The following is a 15,705-nucleotide window of genomic DNA, read 5'->3' as shown; positions in this document are numbered from 1 at the left end:
TTACGCCTCGTAGTAGAAGTCGTCTGCGGGCAGCGCGCCGCCGACGGACTCGGGATCGGCGTCGTAGAGCGTCTCGAGATAGCCCTCGAGGCCGGAGCGCATCTCGTCGCCCGTCATGCAGACGATGTTGCAGTAGGGGATCGCCTTCTCGGCGACCGGGGCGGCGATGATCCCCGCGGCACCGATGAGCTGAGCCGCCGTGGCGGGGTCGTCGTTCACGAAGTCCACAGAGGCGGCGTAGGCGTCCAAGAACTCGGAGACCGTGGAGGGGAACTCGTCGGTGAACGCGCGGCGGGCCACGGCGACGCCGGTGATGAGCTGCGAGTCGGAGCCGTTCGCCTGCGCCGTCTCGTTCCACGCCTCGGTGAGGTCGAGCGCGATGCGCGCGCCTTCCACCTGCGCGAGGGCGCTCGTGGCGAACGGCTGGGGCAGCATGCACACGATACTCGGGTCCGTCTGGAGCGCCGCGAGGCACTCGGCGTGCTCGCTCACCCACTGGATGGTGACATCCGCCTCGGGATCGACCCCGTTCTCGCGGAGCAGGTACTCGAGGGCGTACTGCGGGGTGGATCCGCGCCCGGCCGAGTAGATGGTGCGGCCGGCGAGGTCGGCGATCTCGTGCACGGTATCGCCCGCCTCGACGATGTCGAGCACGCCGAGCGTGTTCACGCAGAGCACCGTGAGCGCGCCCTCGGTCTTCTGGTAGAGGGTCGCCGCGAGGTTGGCGGGCACGCAGAGCACGTCGAGGTCGCCTTGGATGAGCTGCGGGGCGAGCTCGTCGGCTGAACCGGCGAGCGTGAACTCGTAGCTGTTGGCGAGCGCATCGAGCCCGGCGGGGTTCTTGCCCACGGGGGAGTCCTCGGTAAGCTCGGTGCCGTTCGCCGCGGCGAGCTCCTCGACCGCGCCGGTGCCGTCCATGAGGCCGATGAGCCCCATGCCGGTGGGGCCCTGGAGCGCGCCCACGCGCATGGTGGTCACGACCTCGCCCGCGGCGGGTGCGCTGCCGGAGGCGGAGCCGGCGCTGCCGGTGCCTGCGGGCTCGCCGGTGCAGGCGGCGAGGCCGAGTCCGGCGAGGGTGGCGCCCGCGGCGCCCATGAGGGTGCGGCGGCTGATCGTGACCATCTGGGAATCCATACGCATGGGGGCTCCTTACCGTGGTGGAGGTGTCTTCAAGCCAGTATAGCGCGCGGTCCGGTGCGGCCTCGGCGCGCCGCCGACGGCCGCCCGGTGCCACCGGTGCTCCCAAGGGGCCTTGTGCCGCGTGCGCGGTGCCCGGGCGCGAGCCTGCCTCGGGCGCCGCGTCCGGTTCGCTAGGCGGGCGCGCCCGCGCGGTCAACGCGGAAGGGCATCTTCCAGTCCGCGTGGTCGGAGTGCAGGAGCTCCTCGGCGCGCTCGGAGAGCGGGGAGCCCAGGAAGTCCCGGTAGCAGGCCTGGACCGCCGGGTTCTCGTGGCTGAAGCGCAGCTCGCTCTGCTCGTCGATGATGCGCAGCGTGCAGCCGCGGTCGGCGGAGAGGTTGAAACCCTCGATGATGGGCTGCCCGCCGCCGCCCACGCAGCCGCCCGGGCACGCCATGATCTCGACGAAGTCGTAGGCGACCTCGCCGCGCTCGAGCGCGCGGCAGAGGGCGTCGGCGTTCGCGAGGCCGCTCGCCACGGCGACCTTGAGCGTGCGCCCGTCGAGGTCGAACTCGCGCTCGCGCCAGCCGCGCTCCGGGCCCTCGGAGCGCACGTCGCGGAAGGCGTCCGCATCGGGGTTCTCACCGGTGACCAAGTAGTAGGCCGAGCGGAGCGCCGCCTCCATGACGCCGCCCGTCACGCCGAAGATGTGGCCCGCGCCCGTCGCGATGCCGAGCGGCGTGTCGAACTCCTCCTCGTCGAGCAGGTCGACGTTCACGAAGCGCGACCGCAGCTGGCGCGTGAGCTCGCGCACGGTGAGGACGGCGTCGACGTCGGGGCCGATGCCCGTGGAGTCCATGCCGGGGTAGGCGGCCTCCATCTTCTTGGCGACGCACGGCATGTAGGAGACCACGTAGATGCGGGACGGGTCGACGTCGAGCAGCTGTGCGTAGTAGGTCTTGGCGAGGGCGCCGAAGATCTGCTGCGGCGACTTGGTGCTCGAGAGCTTGGCGGCGAGCTTGGGGTAGCGCGTCTTCACGAAGCGGACCCAGCCGGGGCAGCAGGAGGTGAACATCGGGCCCTCGGCGCCCTCCTTGAGATGCTCGATGAGCTCGCTGCCCTCCTCCATGATGGTGACGTCGGCGGCGAAGTCGGTGTCGAAGACGTAGTCGAAGCCCAGGCGGCGGATGGCGGCGACCATGCGGCCGGTCGTGGCGCGCTTGCCGTGCAGGTCGAGGTACTCCGCCCACGAGGAACGCACGGCGGGCGCGACCTGCGCGATGACGATCTTGTCGGGATCGTTGATGGCGGCGAAGACCTCGTCGGTGTCGTCGCGCTCGTGCAGGGCACCCGTGGGGCAGTTGGCGATGCACTGGCCGCAGTAGGCGCACTCGTCCTCGGCGATAGCGTCGACGTGCGCGCGGCTGCCGGAGTCCACGAGGTCCCACACGCCGAGCGCCTGGACCTTCTGGCAGGTCGAGACGCAGCGCAGGCAGTTCACGCACTTCTCGGGCTCGCGGACGAGCGGGAAGCGCGCGTCGATGGGCTTGGTCTCGAAGAACGTGGTGTAGGGGACCTCGTGCACGTTCATGCGGTCGGCGAGCGCCTGCAGCTGGCAGGTGCCGTTGCGGAAGCATGTGGGGCAGCGCCGGTCATGGCGCGAGAGGATGAGCTGCAGGTTGGCGGCGCGGGCGCGGCGCACGCGCGGGGTGTCGGTGTGCACGACCATGCCGTCGGCGACCCTGTTGTTGCAGGCTGCCACCAGGTGGTCGATCCCCTCGACTTCGACGAGGCATACGCGGCAGGCGCCGATCTCGTTGATGTCGCGCAGGTAGCAAAGCGTCGGGATCTCGATGCGGTGGTCGCGGGCGACCTCGAGGATGGTCGCGTCCTCGCACGCCTCGAAGGGCGTGCCGTCGATAGTTACGGTTACCATGACATACGTCCTTCCTCATGCAGGATGCCGCAGCCGAAGTGGTCGCAGTTCAGGCACCTGAGCGTCTCTTGGCGGATCTCCTGCTCGGAGAGGCCGTATTCGACCAGGTCGAAGTCGTGCACGCGCTCCTCGGTCGGGCGCTCGCCGAGCACCGAGCGGCCGCAGGGGACGCGGTCGTCGAGGCGCGGCGTGGGCAGGTCGATGTCCACGGAGACGGCATGATGGAAGCCAAGGTAGGTGTCGATCGAGCGGGCCGCCTTCTTGCCGTCGGCGATGGCGAGGATCACGGTCGCCGGCCCGCGCATGCAGTCGCCGCCGCTGAAGATGCCGGGATGCCCGGGCACCGCGAGCGTGTCGTCGACATCGAACTGCTTCCAGCTGGTGGGCAGGCCCGCATCGGCGAAGTAGTCGGACTGGATGTCCTGGCCGATGGCGATGATGACCACCTGGCAGGGGAACTCGTGCGCCGGGCGCTCGGCCTCGACGGGCGCGGGACGGCCGCGCTTCACCGGGCCGATGATCTGCGGCTGCGCCTTGAGCGCGCGCACGCGGCCGGCATCGTCGGTCAGGATCTCGAGCGGCGCCATGAGGTCGGCGATCTCGCAGCCGTCGGCGATCGTGCCCTCGATCTCCTCGGCGAGGGCGGTCATATCGGCCGTGCGGCGACGGTAGACCACGGTGACGCGCTTGGCGCCGCAGCGCACCGCGGAGCGCGCGGCGTCCATGGCGACGTTGCCGCCGCCCACCACGCACACCTCGAGACCGGTGTAGTCGGGCGTGTGCCCGAGGCCGATCTCGCGGAGCATCTCGACCGCGGGCACGACGCCCTCGGCGTCCTCGCCGGGCATGCGGAGCTTCTTGTCGCCGTGCGCGCCCATGGCGATGTAGACGACGTCGAAGTCGCGCTCGAGCTCGTCGAGCGTCACGTCCTCGCCCACGGTGACGCCGCAGCGGATCTCGACGCCGGCGGCCTCGATGGAGGCGATCTCGTCATCCAGGATGGTCTTGGGCAGGCGGTAGTTGGGGATGCCGTAGCGAAGCATCCCGCCCGCCTTCTCGCGCTGCTCGAAGGCCACGACCTCGTGCCCCATGCGGGCGAGGAAGTAGCCGCAGGTGAGGCCCGAGGGGCCGGCGCCCACGACGGCGACGCGCTTGCCGGTGGCGGGGCCCCGGTCCGAGGCGCGCGGCGCGGTCGCGTGGTCGACGGCGTAGCGCTTGATGCCGCGGATGTTCACGGCGTCGTCCACCATGGTGCGGCGGCAGGTCTCCTCGCAGGGGTGCTCGCACACGTACGCGCAGGCCGAGGGGAACGGGTTGTCCTTGCGGATGAGCTCGACGGCCTCCTCGAAGCGGCCGGCCGCGGTGAGCGCGATGTAGCCCGGGATGTCCACGTGCGCGGGGCAGCTCACCACGCAGGGCACGCCCTGGCTCGAGCTGCGCAGGCAGCGGCCCGTCTCGGCATGGTACTCGAAGTCGTCGCGGAACGCCTTGATGGACATGAGCACCTGCTCGGCCGCCTGGTAGCCCACCGCGCAGTCGGAGCTCACGCGGATCTGCTCCGCGAGGTCCTCGAGCCGCTCGATGGTGCCCGCCTCGGCGGTGCCGCCGATGATCTCCTCGAGCATGTCGGTCATGGCGCCCAGGCCCACGCGGCACGGCGTGCACTTGCCGCAGCTCTGGGCGTGCGCCACGCCCACGAGCGCCCGTGTCATGTCGACGGGGCAGGTGCCGCGGGCGTTCGCGCCCAGGCGGCGGCTCGTGTTGGCGCACATCTCGCCGAGCGCGCCATATGAGCTGTCGTTCTCAAACAGCATACGGTTCCCCTCTCTGCACTTCGGCCCCCGTGGGCGATACGGCGGGCCGACGTCCGAACCTTTACTCTAGCGTGACGCCGGGGGAGGGGTTCGCGCGAGCGGGCGGAATCGGCCGGTGAACGGTCGGCTGCATGAAAAGACCGGGACCGGCGTGAACCGGCCCCGGCGCTCTCGGGGTCTGCTGCGCTGCCCGGTGCCGGGCCGTCCTAGCGCTCGGCGAGCGGGACGTAGGTCACGTCCTCCATCACCGAGTTGTACGCCGGGCGGATGATGCGGTTCGCGCCGTAGAGCTCCTCCATGCGGTGCGCCGCCCAACCGGCCGTGCGCGCGACGGCGAAGATGGGGGTGAAGAGGTCCTCCGGCACGCCGAGCATGCTGTAGATGAAGCCGGTGTAGAGGTCGATGTTCGCGCAGATGGGCTTCGTGGTGCCGCGCTCCTCGCGCATGACCTGCGGGGCGAGCCGCTCGATGCGCTCGATGAGCGCGAACTCCTCGCCGAGTCCCTTCTGCTCGGCGAGGTTTCTGGCGTAGCGGCGGCACAGCTGCGCGCGCGGGTCAGAGAGCGTGTAGACCGCGTGCCCCATGCCGTATATGAGCCCCGCCCCGTCGAAGGCCTCGCGGTTCAGGATCTTCATGAGGTAGCCGGCCACCTCGCCGTCGTCGTCCCAGCGGCGCACGTGGGAGCGGATGTCCTCGTGCATGGCCATGACCTTGGAGTTGGCGCCGCCGTGGCGCGGGCCCTTGAGCGAGCCGATCGCCGCCGCGTAGGCGGAGTAGGCGTCGGTCGCGGAGCTGGAGAGCACGCGGCAGGCGAACGTGGAGTTGTTGCCGCCGCCGTGCTCGGCATGGAGCATGAGCATGACGTCGAGCAGCATCGCCTCGTCGCGGGTGAAGTCGTCGCCCTCGCGCAGGATCTGCAGGATGGTCTCGGCCATGGAATAGGTCTCGACGGGCCGCGGGATGTGGGCGCGCCGGCCCTCGAGCTCAGCCTGGCGGGTGGTGTGCGCGATGGCGGCGATGCGCGGCAGGCGCGCGAGAAGCGAGAGCGCGACGTCGACCTCGTGGTTGGGGCTCGTGTCGTCGGGCGTCTCGTCGAAGGCGTAGAGCAGGAGCACGGCGCGCGCGAGCACGTTCATGATGCTCTTCGAGGCGGTGGTCATCGGGAATTCGTGGATGTAGTCGGTCGGCAGCAGGCGCAGCCCGCCGATGCGCGCGCGTAGGGCCTCGAGCTCGTCGGCGCGGGGGAGCTGGCCGGTGAGCAGGAGGAACACGACCTCCTCGTAGCCGAAGCGCTGCTCCTGCTGGGCGTGGTCCACGAGCTCCTGGATGTCGTAGCCCCAGATGGTGAGCTTGCCCTCGTCGGGCACGACCGCGCCGTCGACCTTGCGGTAGCCGTGCACGTCGGAGATGCGCGTGAGGCCGGCCACCACGCCGGAGCCGTCGGCGTTGCGCAGGCCGCGCTTGACGTCGTGCTCGCGGAAGAGGGCCTCGTTGTACGGGGCGGTCGCCGCGCCGGCGTAGAGCCGCTCGGTGGCGGGGCCGATCTCGCGCGTCGAGGCGAAGTCGATCACGGATCGCTCGGCGAGGCTCAGGTGGTTGGTGTCGATCTCGGTCATCTTCATGGCGCGTTACCTCCGGTTCGCATGGTGGAGTCCGCCGCGGCCGCGCGTGCCATTCCGCGCTGGCCCGCCCCCCGATGCGGCTCGGGCCTTGTCGGTTCTTCCAGATGCGTCGCCCAGACTGCCCGGCTTACAGCCGGTACATGTAGTTGAAGACATCCTCGCGTTGGATGCGCACGTCGATGCCCAGGCGGGCGCCCTCGTCCGCGAGCTTCCCCTGCAGCGTGGTGAAGTCCGAGGCGCACGCGCCCATGTCGGCGATCATGGTCATCGTGAAGATGTCGTCGATGATGCTCTGCGTGATCTCGCGGATGTCCACGTGCTCGTCGCCGAGCACCTTCGAGATGTCCGCGACGATGCCGGGGCGGTTCTTGCCCAAGACGATGATGACGATGCGGTTGGAATCGGTGTCTGCCATCGGATGCCTTTCTTCCGGGTCGATCCGGCCGGTGCCTGTAGCGGCGTTCTACCCATTCTAGCGGACGCCTTGCGCGCGCGGCCGTCCGGGCGGCTTTGTTACGGGCCGGCTGCGGGGGCGTGGAGCCTTTGTGGGCCGGTGCCGATTCGCACGGCCTTTGGTGGGCTGTGCTATCCTTAGCGAGTTGTCTTGCCTTGGTCGGAAACCAAGGCGCCTATACGTCCTGGTCGGAAACCAGGACACGAGTATAAGGAGTCCCTGCATGAAACCTGGAATCCATCCCGAGTACATGGAGTGCACGGTGCGCTGCTCCTGCGGCAACACCTTCGTGACCCGTGCCACCGTCCCCGAGATCCGCGTCGAGCTCTGCAACGAGTGCCACCCGTTCTACACGGGCCAGCAGAAGTTCGTCGACACCGGCGGACGCGTCCAGCGCTTCGCCGACAAGTTCGGTGGCGCCGCCCAGGCCGCCCTCGAGCGCGAGGCCGCCAAGAAGGCCGAGCGCGCCAAGAAGGCCGAGGAGGAGGCCGCCCGTCGTGCCGCCGAGCGCGAGGCCAAGGCCGCCGAGAAGGCCAAGCGCGCCGCCAAGTTCGAGGCCGAGGCCGCCAAGAAGGCCGAGGAGGAGGCCGCCAAGGCCGCCGAGGCTCCGGTTGAGGCCGCAGCCGAGGAGGCTCCCGCCGCCGAGGAGACCGCTGCCGAGTAGCGCTTCCGTCATAGGAACGTCAGGACCCCCGTACCGCATCTGAACTGCGGTGCGGGGGTCTCTCGTTTGCAAGGCACGATGCCCGTCGCGCGGCGGGGCGCATGCGCGCTCTGTCGCGGGGCTACGGTTGCTTCGGGGCGGTCGTGGGCTCGACGGCTGCCGCCTTGGGCGCGCGGCGCTTGCCCGTGAAGCGGTCGACCTCGATGCGCCAGACGCTCGTGCGCTCGATGATCCCGGGGCCGAACGCGACGGGCGCCTTAGGCGCCAGGTGCTCCATGATCTTGGTGAGGCCGAAGACCTTGTCCTCGCCGCTCGCGACCGGGTAGATGCGGCCCGAGCCCATGATGCTGCGGAAGGCGAAGGAATACTGGCAGGCGTACGGGCCGGTGATGACCCCGTCCTCGCAGTCCATCTCGATGGCGACCGGCACCCCGTCAGCGCCGCCAGCGCTGAACGCCTCGCTCTTGCGGCCCTCGGCGGCGGAATGGAGCCAGAGGGTGAGATGCGGGGCGCCGCTGCCCGCGTCCTCGGCGTCCCATTCGAAGCCGAAGCTCATGGGCACGATGAACATGCCCTCTCCGTCCGCGGCGCCGATGCGCACGGTCCGGCACGCCTCCACGATCGACTTGAGCTCGTCGATATCGGTGACCTCGCGTTTGTGTAGCCTCATGGGTTTCATGTCGGTCCTTTCCGGGTAGGGTGGCGACCGCGGTGCGGGCTCCCTTTAGTATGCGCATCGCGCACGCGTTTGGCCAGTGCGCCTGCGACGGCGCGTCTCCCGCGCCGGGCGCCCTCGCATGGTTTCTCCGTGCGCATACGCAACCTGCATGCAGCGCGCACGGCAAACGGCTAGAGTTAAGCAGTCTGAGTATGCCCATCGGAGGGGCGGCATATCGGGTTCGCGCGCGAAGCCGCGCGGGCGGTGCCGCGACCTCTTGCAATGCAGAAGGGTCATCGCATGGGACTGTTCTCTAAAATCCTTTCCGTCGGTGCCGACAAGGAGCTCAAGCGCTACCAGAAGACCGTCCAGCGCATCAACGAGCTCGAGCCGACGTACGAGAAGATGGACGACGCCGAGCTCGCCCGCCAGACCGAGCTCTTCCGCGAGCGCTACGAGGCGGGGGAGACGCTCGACGACCTTCTGCCCGAGGCCTTCGCCGTCGTGCGCGAGGCGAGCCGCCGCACCACGGGGCTCCGCCACTTCGACGTGCAGCTCATCGGCGGCATGGCGCTCCATGAGGGGCAGATCGCCGAGATGAAGACCGGCGAGGGCAAGACGCTCGTCTCCACGCTCGCCGGCTACCTGAACGCCATCCCCGGCACGGGCGTGCACATCGTCACCGTGAACGACTACCTCGCCAAGCGTGACTCCGAGTGGATGGGGCGCATCTACCGCTTCCTGGGCATGGAGGTCGGCCTGCTGCAGAACGGCATGCGGCTCGACGCCAAGCGCCCGGCCTACGCGGCCGACGTCACCTACGGCACCAACTCGGAGTTCGGCTTCGACTACCTGCGCGACAACATGGTCGTCCGGCCCGAGCAGCGCGTCCAGCGCGGGCACGTCTACGCCATCGTCGACGAGGTCGACTCGATCTTGATCGACGAGGCGCGCACCCCGCTCATCATCTCCGGCCAGGGCACCAAGTCGGCGAGCACCTACAAGGACTTCGCCCGCGCCGTGCGCGGCCTCAAGCGCGCGCCCGAGGTCGTGCGCGACCCGCTCAGCCCCGAGCCCGCGCCCGAGCCCGACGGCGACTTCGTGATGGACGAGGCGAAGCACACGATCGCCGCCACCGAGCGCGGCCTCAAGAAGATCGAGCAGCGCCTCGGCATCGACGACATCTACGCCGACCTCTCCGGCCAGCTCGTGAACCACCTGCAGCAGGCGCTCAAGGCCCAGTACATGTTCCACCGCGACAAGCAGTACGTGGTCGTGAACGGCGAGGTCAAGATCGTCGACGAGTTCACGGGCCGCATCATGGAGGGCAGGCGCTACTCCGAGGGCCTGCACCAGGCCATCGAGGCCAAAGAGGGCGTGCTCGTGCGCGAGGAGAACCAGACCCTTGCCACCATCACCCTGCAGAACTACTTCCGCCTCTACGACAAGCTCTCGGGCATGACGGGTACCGCGCTCACCGAGGACGCCGAGTTCCGCCAGATCTACAACCTGCCGGTCCAGGTCATCCCGCCCAACAAGCCGGTCATCCGCATCGACCACGACGACCTCGTCTACCGCACCGTCGAGTCCAAGTACCGCGCCGTCGCCGACGAGGTGGCCGAGCGCCATGCGGCGGGCCAGCCGGTGCTCGTGGGCACCGTCTCGATCGAGAGCTCCGAGAAGCTCTCGCGCCTGCTCGACAAGCGCGGCATCAAGCACGAGGTCCTGAATGCCAAGTACCACGAGCGCGAGGCGCACATCGTCGCGCAGGCGGGCCGCCTGGGCGCGGTGACCATCGCGACCAACATGGCCGGCCGCGGCACGGACATCCTGCTCGGCGGCAACCCCGAGGAGCTCGCGCACGAGATGGTCGACGCGCTCGGTCTCGACCCGGAGGCCGAGGGCTTCGAGGAGCGCCACGCCGCGGAGCTCGAGCGCGCCGGCCTCGAGGCCGAGGAGATCTGCAAGAAGGAGCACGAGCAGGTCGTCGCCGCGGGCGGCCTTGTGGTGATCGGCACCGAGCGGCACGAGAGCCGCCGTATCGACAACCAGCTGCGCGGCCGCTCCGGCCGCCAGGGCGACCCCGGCGAGACGCAGTTCTACCTCTCGCTCGAGGACGACCTCATGCGCCTGTTCGGCGGCGATCGCATGGACAAGATCTCCGGTCTCATGCAGGGCGCCGACATGGAGGACCTGCCGCTCCAGCACAAGTGGATCTCGAAGGCCGTCGAGGGCGCCCAGCGCAAGGTCGAGAACATCAACTTCTCCATGCGCAAGAACGTCCTCGAGTACGACGACGTCATGAACACGCAGCGCAAGGAGATCTACGCCGAGCGCAACAAGATCCTGGACGGCAAGGACCTCACCGAGCACATCGATACGGTCATCGCGGACACGGTGGCGCGCTGCGTCGCGGAGTTCTGCCCGAAGGACTCCCGCGAGGGCGAGCGCGACCTCGAGGGCCTGCGCAAGTGGGTCGTTGAGCTCACCGGCGACCACGACGCCCCCGAGTTCGAGGACGCCTCCTACGACGAGCTCGTCGAGCGCGTCCACGCCTACGTGACCGAGCGCTACGACGCGAAGGCCGCCCGCCTGGGCGAGGAGCTCATGCGCGACCTCAACACCCAGGTCATGCTCCGCGTCATCGACACCCGCTGGATGAGCTACCTGCAGGAGATGGACTACCTCAAGCAGGGCATCGGGCTTCGCGGCTTCGGCCAGCGCGACCCGCTCACCGAGTACAAGGCCGAGGCGCACCACGCGTTCCACATCCTCGTCGACACGATGTACGAGGACTACCTGCGCACCGTGCTGCGCATCGAGGTCAAGCAGGCCCCGCGCGCGACGCAGCGCACCGAGGACGACGCCCCGCTGCGCGGCGCCCACTTCTCGGGCCCCGCCGACGTCGACGGGGCGGGTGGCTCCTCGACGTTCCGTCGCGAGGCCGCGGCGCAGGCGGCGAACGCCGTCGGGCGCGCGCCCGCACCGGCCCAAGGCAAGGTCAAGACCTTCGTCAAGGCCGAGAGCGGCGACCCCTTCGCGAACGTGGGCAGAAACGACCCCTGCCCCTGCGGCAGCGGCAAGAAGTTCAAGAACTGCCACGGCAGGAACCGCTAATGGCCGAGATCAGCGACATCACGCCCGAGGCGCTCGACGTGCTCGCCGCCCGGCTCGCCGAGGTCGAGACCTACCTGCACCTCGATGAGAAGCGCGGCCGCGTGGCCGAGCTCGAGCGCCTGAGCGCGCAGCCGGGCTTCTGGGACGACGCCGACCGCGCCCGCGCCACCATGGCCGAGCTCTCGGCGGCGAAAGACGATGTCGAGTCCTTCGCGCGCGCCGAGGGCCAGCTCGCCGACGTGCGCGCCGCCTTCGAGCTCGCCTCCGAGATGGACGATGCCGACGAGGCGGCCGAGTTCCTGGGCGAGGCGGCGTCGACCGTCGCCGCGCTCAAGCAGGGGATCGACCAGATGGAGCTCTCCAGCTGGTTCACCGGGGAGTTCGACCACGGCGACGCCATCGTGACCATCAAGCCCGGCCAGGGCGGCCTGGAGGCCCAGGACTGGACCTTCATGCTCTTCAAGATGTACATGAAGTACTGCGAGCGCCGCGGCTGGAAGGTCACGGTGAACGACTGCCCCGCCGCCGAGGTCATCGGCATCGACCGCGCGACCTTCACGGTCGAGGGCAAGGACGCGTTCGGCATGCTCCGCGCCGAAGCCGGCGTGCACCGCCTCGTGCGCATCAGCCCCACGGACCTCAAGAAGCGCCGCCAGACGACGTTCGCTGGCGTCGAGGTCATCCCGGTTCTGCCCGACGACATCGAGATCGAGATCGCCCCGGACGACATCCGCGTGGACGTCTACCACGCGAGCGGTCCCGGCGGCCAGGGCGTCAACACCACCGACTCGGCGGTCCGCGTGACGCACCTGCCCACGGGCATCGTCGTCACCTGCCAGAACGAGCGCAGCCAGATCCAGAACAAGGCGGCGTGCATGCAGATCCTGAAGGCGCGCCTCTTCGAGCTCGAGCTCCAGAAGCGCGAGGAGGCCCTGGACGAGATCCGCGGCCCCAAGACCGATATCGGGTTCGGCAACCAGATCCGCAGCTACGTGCTGTATCCCTACCAGATGGTCAAGGACCTGCGCACGGGCGTGGAGACGGGCAACGTCGACGCGGTGCTCGAGGACGGCGACCTGGACCCGTTCATCATCGGCTACCACCGGTGGGCGACCGGCAACGCCGAGACGGCCGCGGAGTGACGTAGACCAGACAACGTAATACAGGTGGGGTTACGGGGCGCGCCCGCGCGTGCTACAATCCTTCTGGCCGGATGGCGGCTGCTGCCCGCCACGGCCTCCAGATGCATATCATCCGACGTCATGCGCCTGTTAGGGTACGGCGGTGCGCCGCGTAGCGGCGGCCGTGCGCAGAGAGGAGCGGGCCATGGCGACCAGGCCTAGCCAAACCAGGGAGCGCATCAAGCGCCTCATCCGTTCTCGTTTCGTGCGCGACCTGCCCATCGTGGTCGCCGGCTGCGCGATCGCCGCGCTCGCGGTCGACCTCTTCATGGTCCCCAACGGGCTCGCGGCGGGCGGCCTCACGGGTCTCGCGACCATCCTCTCCGCGGTGGCGAACAGCTACGGGTTCTACCTGCCCATTGGTCTTCAGACCATCGTGATGAACGCGCTGCTGCTCTTGCTGGTGCTCCGTACGGGAGGGGTCCGCTACGTGGTCCAGACCGTCACCGGGTTCGTGCTCTTCGGCTTCTTCTGCGACCTCTTCATGCCGCTCGCCGACATGATCGAGCAGGGCGAGCTCGTGCTCTCGGCCTTGTGGGGCGGCATCATCTCGGGCATCGGCTACGGGCTCGTGTTCCGCGCGGGCGGCAACACCGGCGGCTCGGACACCATCGCGCAGATCATCTCGCGCAAGACCTCGTTTCCCGTGGGCGGCACGGTCATGGCGCTCGACGTGGCCGTGTGCGCGGCGTCCATCCCGGTCTTCTCGCTCACGAACGCGCTCTACGCGGCGCTCTCGATGGTGCTCGCCGGCTACGTGATCGACATGGTGGTCGACGGAGGCAACCGCGAGCGCGCGGCCTTCATCATCTCGCGCCGCTACGACGAGATCTCTCACGACATCATGCACGGCATGGTGCGTGGCGTGACCTGCCTGGACGCCATCGGCATGTGGAGCGGCGAGAAGCGCCCCGTGCTCATGGTGGTGCTGAGCCCACGCGAGGTCTCCTACCTCAAGGCCATCGTGCTCGAGCGCGACCCCGACGCCATCGTGATCATCACCGACGTCAACGAGGCGATGGGTGAGGGTTTCAAGGAGCTTGGGAAGTAAGTAAGGGCCGCCGCGGGCGGCAAGGCGGCTTTGTCCGCATAAGGTTTCCTGCACGTTGCGAAAAGATGGTGCAGGGGCGCGCCGGTCCTGCGGGGCGGGTTGTAGCTGCTATGATGAACCCGTCTTTGGCGACTTCCTACTTCGAAGGGATGGACATGGCAACTGAACAGCTCAGGCGTGCCTGCGCGCGGAGCGACGAGGAGATCGCCCTCATCGCCAACCGCATGCGCCGCGACGAGATCGAGATGCTCGCGGCGGCGGGCAGCGGGCACCCGGGTGGGTCGCTTTCGGCGACCGACATCATGGCGACGCTCTTCTTCTCCGGCGTGATGGGCTACGACCCCGCCGACCCGGAGTGCGCCGAGCGCGACCGCTTCGTGCTCTCCAAGGGGCACGCGGCGCCGGCGCTCTACGCCGTGCTCGCGCAGGTGGGCTACCTGCCGCATGAGGAGCTCGCCACCCTGCGCAAGTTCGGTTCGCGCCTGCAGGGCCATCCCGACTGCCACGCCTGCCCCGGCGTCGAGGTCTGCACCGGCTCGCTCGGCCAGGGCCTGTCCGTCGCCTCCGGCATGGCGCTCGGCATGAAGCTCGACGCCGCCCGCGAGGGCGCCGCGCCCCGCCGCGCGTTCGTCCTGCTCGGCGGCGGCGAGCTGCAGGAGGGCCAGAACTGGGAGGCCGCGATGTTCGCGTCGCATCAGGGCCTCGACAACCTCGTCGCCATCGTCGACAGCAACAACCTGCAGATCGACGGCCACGTGAGCGACGTGTGCGCCGTGCAGCCGCTCGACGCGCGCTTCGAGGCGTTCGGCTGGAACGTCATCACCGTCACCGACGGCCACAGCGTGCCGGCGGTGCGCGCCGCGCTCGAGGCCGCCGTCGCGCACGAGGGCGCGCCCACGGCCATCGTCTGCGCCACCGTCAAGGGCAAGGGCGTCTCGTTCATGGAGGACCAGGTGGGCTGGCACGGCAACGCGCCGAGCGCCGAGCAGGCGAAGACCGCCCTGGCAGAGATCGATGCGGCCGGCGATGAGCTCGCCCGCGCCGTTAAGGAGGCGTAAGCGATGGCGAAGGCGACGCGTGCCGCGTTCGGCGAGACACTCATCGAGCTCGTCGAGGCGGGCATGGATATCATGGCGGTCGACGCCGACCTGTGCGGCTCGACCACCACGGCCAAGTTCGGTGCCGCCTACCCCGACCGCCTGGTCGACGTGGGTATCGCCGAGCAGAACATGATCGGCGTGGCCTCGGGCCTCGCGCTCACCGGGCGCACGGTCTTCACGGGCTCGTTCGCCGTGTTCGGCTCCGGCCGCTGCTACGAGCAGATCCGCAACACCGTGTGCGACTCCGGCCTCGACGTGAAGGTCTGCCCCACGCACGCGGGCATCACCGTGGGCGCCGACGGCGCCACGCACCAGATGCTCGAGGACATCGCGCTCATGCGCGTGCTCCCCGGCATGCGCGTGCTCGTGCCCGCCGACTACGCGAGCGCCAAGGCGGCGATCCGCCTGGCCGCGAAGACCCCCGGCCCCTTCTACGTGCGATTGGGCCGCGAGCCGCTGCCCGAGGTCTACGGTGACGACTTCTCCTGCGAGCTGCCGTTCGCGCGGGTGCTCCGCGAGGGCGCGGACATCTCGATCATGGCGTGCGGCGTCGAGGTCGCGCATGCCCTCAAGGCCGCCGAGGAGCTCGCAGCCGAGGGCGTCTCCGCCGAGGTCGTGGATATCATGAGCGTGAAGCCCCTCGACGAGGAGACCATCATCGCCTCCGCCGCCAAGTGCGGGCGTGTGCTCACGGTGGAGGAGCACAGCGTCTACGGCGGCATGGGTTCCGCCGTGGCTGAGCTCCTCTCCGAGAAGCACCCCGTCCAGGTGACCCGCCTCGGCCTCACCACCTTCGGCCAGTCGGGCGGCGCCGCGGAGCTGCTCGCCCACTACGGCATCGACGCGGCGGGCATCGCGCGCCGCGTGCGCGAGGTGCTCGGACGCTAGGACATCGCGTATACATGCGACCGTCGGACGCCGTCGCCCCGAGCGGGCGGCGGCGTCCGTTGCTGTTTCTGTGCATATGGGTCGTTCCTGCTACAATAGGCAG

12 protein-coding genes are annotated in these 15,705 nt (G+C 69.4%); 6 read left to right on the top strand and 6 right to left on the bottom strand.

From position 1 onward, the window contains the following. From FS885_RS04360 to FS885_RS04340, 5 genes are all read right to left on the bottom strand, one after another. Positions 1-1,140, bottom strand: a complete 1,140-nt coding sequence (locus tag FS885_RS04360) for an ABC transporter substrate-binding protein (protein ID WP_222419878.1) — start codon at positions 1,138-1,140, stop codon at positions 1-3. A 170-nt stretch (positions 1,141-1,310) separates the two neighbouring features. Then, the gene (locus FS885_RS04355; protein WP_144743783.1) at positions 1,311-3,053 is read right to left on the bottom strand and encodes a [FeFe] hydrogenase, group A; all 1,743 of its coding nucleotides are present in this window, start codon (positions 3,051-3,053) and stop codon (positions 1,311-1,313) included. Further along, a complete protein-coding gene (locus FS885_RS04350) occupies positions 3,047-4,867 on the bottom strand; it encodes an NAD(P)-binding protein (RefSeq protein ID WP_144743782.1) in 1,821 nt (606 codons plus the stop codon). Before FS885_RS04350 ends, FS885_RS04355 begins: the two co-directional genes overlap by 7 nt. A 206-nt stretch (positions 4,868-5,073) precedes the next feature. Continuing rightward, a complete protein-coding gene (locus tag FS885_RS04345) occupies positions 5,074-6,489 on the bottom strand; it encodes a citrate synthase (protein WP_144743781.1) in 1,416 nt (471 codons plus the stop codon). Positions 6,490-6,616: 127 nt separating this feature from the next. Further along, entirely contained in the window at positions 6,617-6,904 is a 288-nt protein-coding gene (locus FS885_RS04340) for an ACT domain-containing protein (RefSeq protein WP_144743780.1), read from the bottom strand. A 262-nt stretch (positions 6,905-7,166) separates the two neighbouring features. On the opposite strand from FS885_RS04340, the gene rpmE reads away from it, so the two are divergent. Then, positions 7,167-7,607 carry a 50S ribosomal protein L31 gene (rpmE, locus tag FS885_RS04335; protein ID WP_144743779.1) on the top strand — a complete coding sequence of 147 codons (441 nt, stop codon included), beginning with the start codon at positions 7,167-7,169 and terminating at the stop codon, positions 7,605-7,607. Positions 7,608-7,728: 121 nt separating this feature from the next. Here rpmE and FS885_RS04330 read toward each other — a convergent pair whose 3' ends face one another. Further along, on the bottom strand, positions 7,729-8,277 hold the full coding sequence (locus tag FS885_RS04330) for a pyridoxamine 5'-phosphate oxidase family protein (protein ID WP_222419877.1): 549 nt from the start codon (positions 8,275-8,277) through the stop codon (positions 7,729-7,731). 288 nt (positions 8,278-8,565) lie between these two features. On the opposite strand from FS885_RS04330, the gene secA reads away from it, so the two are divergent. The 5 genes from secA (at position 8,566) to FS885_RS04305 (ending at position 15,602) form a co-directional block, all read left to right on the top strand. Beyond that, positions 8,566-11,382 carry a preprotein translocase subunit SecA gene (gene secA, locus FS885_RS04325; RefSeq protein ID WP_144743777.1) on the top strand — a complete coding sequence of 939 codons (2,817 nt, stop codon included), beginning with the start codon at positions 8,566-8,568 and terminating at the stop codon, positions 11,380-11,382. Further along, positions 11,382-12,524: a peptide chain release factor 2 gene (prfB, locus tag FS885_RS04320; RefSeq protein WP_144743776.1), complete on the top strand. Its 1,143-nt coding sequence runs from the start codon at positions 11,382-11,384 to the stop codon at positions 12,522-12,524. Before secA ends, prfB begins: the two co-directional genes overlap by 1 nt. Before the next feature lie 184 nt (positions 12,525-12,708). Further along, the gene (locus tag FS885_RS04315) at positions 12,709-13,614 is read left to right on the top strand and encodes a YitT family protein (protein WP_144743775.1); all 906 of its coding nucleotides are present in this window, start codon (positions 12,709-12,711) and stop codon (positions 13,612-13,614) included. Between the two features lie 155 nt (positions 13,615-13,769). After that, positions 13,770-14,672: a transketolase gene (locus tag FS885_RS04310; protein WP_144743774.1), complete on the top strand. Its 903-nt coding sequence runs from the start codon at positions 13,770-13,772 to the stop codon at positions 14,670-14,672. Positions 14,673-14,675: 3 nt separating this feature from the next. After that, positions 14,676-15,602: a transketolase family protein gene (locus FS885_RS04305; RefSeq protein ID WP_144743773.1), complete on the top strand. Its 927-nt coding sequence runs from the start codon at positions 14,676-14,678 to the stop codon at positions 15,600-15,602. The last annotated feature ends 103 nt before the right edge of the window (positions 15,603-15,705 follow it).

This window comes from Enorma burkinafasonensis (genome assembly GCF_902150035.1).
GTDB lineage: Bacteria > Actinomycetota > Coriobacteriia > Coriobacteriales > Coriobacteriaceae > Enorma > Enorma burkinafasonensis.
The sequence above is the reverse complement of the archived record's forward strand: the minus strand, read 5'-3'. Positions and strand labels throughout refer to the sequence as shown.